Source organism: Kitasatospora sp. NPDC054939 (assembly GCF_053610105.1).
Genome location: NZ_JBSGXP010000301.1, coordinates 1 through 1,882 on the forward strand (window position 1 = coordinate 1; position 1,882 = coordinate 1,882).

At 76.8% G+C, this 1,882-nt stretch carries 2 protein-coding genes; both read left to right on the forward strand.

The annotated features are described in order from the left end of the window. The coding region (locus ACWGB8_RS38460; protein ID WP_452218298.1) for a CU044_5270 family protein at positions 1-809 on the forward strand (809 nt) is incomplete at its 5' end. Positions 810-962: 153 nt separating this feature from the next. Beyond that, on the forward strand, positions 963-1,793 hold the full coding sequence (locus ACWGB8_RS38465) for a hypothetical protein (protein ID WP_452218299.1): 831 nt from the start codon (positions 963-965) through the stop codon (positions 1,791-1,793). Positions 1,794-1,882 lie beyond the last annotated feature (89 nt).

Consider the following 1,882-nt stretch of genomic DNA (forward strand, 5'->3'; position numbering starts at 1 on the left):
CGTCGCACGCGGCCGGCGCGCCCGCCGCCCCCGGGCAGCTGGACGCGGCCCCGGTCGGCGCCGCCAAGCTGCTCGACCAGGCCGCCGACGCGGCCGGGCGCAAGGCGCCGCTGGAGGCGAAGGGCGAGCAGTTCGTCTACGTGAAGTCCCTGGTCGCCTTCTCCGGGGTCAACCTCGCCACCGGCGGGGTCACCACGGCCAAGGTCCACCCGCGGGAGCTGTGGCTCTCGGTGGACGGCAGCCGGTGGGGCGTGCTGCTGGAGCCCGAGGGCGGGCCGGCCAAGGGCAGCGGCAAGAAGGGCGGCAGGCCCGGCGAGCCCGCGCCGCGGCAGGACGGCGGGCAGTGGATCGAGCCGATCGGGGACGGTGCCGAGTACCCCGGCTACTACGGCTACGCGGCGAAGCTGCCCACCGATCCGGCGGCGCTGCTGCAGAAGATCAAGAAGGACCGCGAGGGCCAGGGCCAGAACCCCGACCAGGAGGCCTTCGTGACGATCGGCGACATCCTGCGCGAGCAGATCGTCCCGCCGGCGGTCGGCGCCGCGCTCTACCGGGCGGCGGCCCTGATCCCCGGCGTCGAACTGGTCCAGGAGGCCGTGGACGCGAGCGGTCGGCGCGGCATCGCGGTGGCCCGCACCGAGCCGAACGGCCAGCGGACCGAGTGGATCTTCGACGGCAGCAGCTACGACTACCTGGGCGAGCGCATCGTGCTGACCAAGGACGGCGACCTCGGCAAGGCCGGCGACGTGGTCGGCCAGACCGCCGTCCTCGCCCGCGCCGTCACCGACCGGGCGGGCGACCGCCCGTAGGGCCCGCAGGCCGCGGGCCCGCCCCCGGGCGGCCCCGCGGCCGGGCGCCGGCCAGTCCGGCCCCGAAAACGGATTGTGGAGCCTACGTGCGCATTCGGTACGGTGGCCCACGAACCGAGGGGGAACGACGTGAAGAGGATGCGCGGCGCGCGCGTGGCCGGAACCGCTCTGGCCGTGGCACTGGTCGTCACGGGTGCGGCGGCCTGTGCGGGCGACAAGGGCGACAAGGGCGGCGGGGCCGCCGACGCCAAGGCGGGCGGGAGCGGCCCGGCGGCCGCACCGAGCCCGAGCCCGAGCAGGACGCCGGACGTGTTCGGCGTGGCCGGCTACCGGGGTCTGGCCCCGGGTACGGCCAAGGAGGCGGCGCTGGCCGCGGGTGCACTGGAGACCGCTCCGGTGTCCCTGCTGTACGGCTGCACCGACTACACCTTCAAGGGCGGTCCGGCCCCGGACGCCGCCCGGATGGCCGCCGAGGCGGCGGCCCAGACCAAGGCGGACCAGGCCAATGCCAAGGCCGACGCGGCGCCGCAGAAGTCGGCCACGGCCCGGCCCACACCGCCGCCGAACGCCTCGGCCGAGCAGTTCGCGGACTCCGCGGAGAAGGCCGCCGAGTCCGCGGCCGGGTCCGCCGCCAACGCCAAGCTGTTCGCGGAGTCCGCCCAGGCGATCGCCGAGCTGGCGGTCCTGCGGGAGGCCCGCGACAAGGCGTTCCTGACCGCGGGCCGGGCCTCGTTCGGAGTCCGGGGCCTGCGCGAGCTCGCCGCCCCGGCCGGGGCCAGGACCGCCGAGGGCATCGGCGCCGGCTCCACCCTGGAGCAGCTGAAGGCGGCGTACGGGGCCAAGGGCCTGGAGCCCGTCGGCACGAGCGGCACGTACTTCCGGATGCCGGCCGGCGGCGCGGCGGGCTGGGAGTACGAGTTCTTCGTGGAGGCGGAGAAGGTGGCCGGGATGAGCCTGATCAACCTGACCGTGAAGTGCACCTGAGCCGACCACGGAGCCGGGGGGGCCGGGGCGGCGCGGCCCGGCGGCCCCGGCGGGGGGCGGGGGGCGGGGGCCCGCGAGCGCGGGGGGGC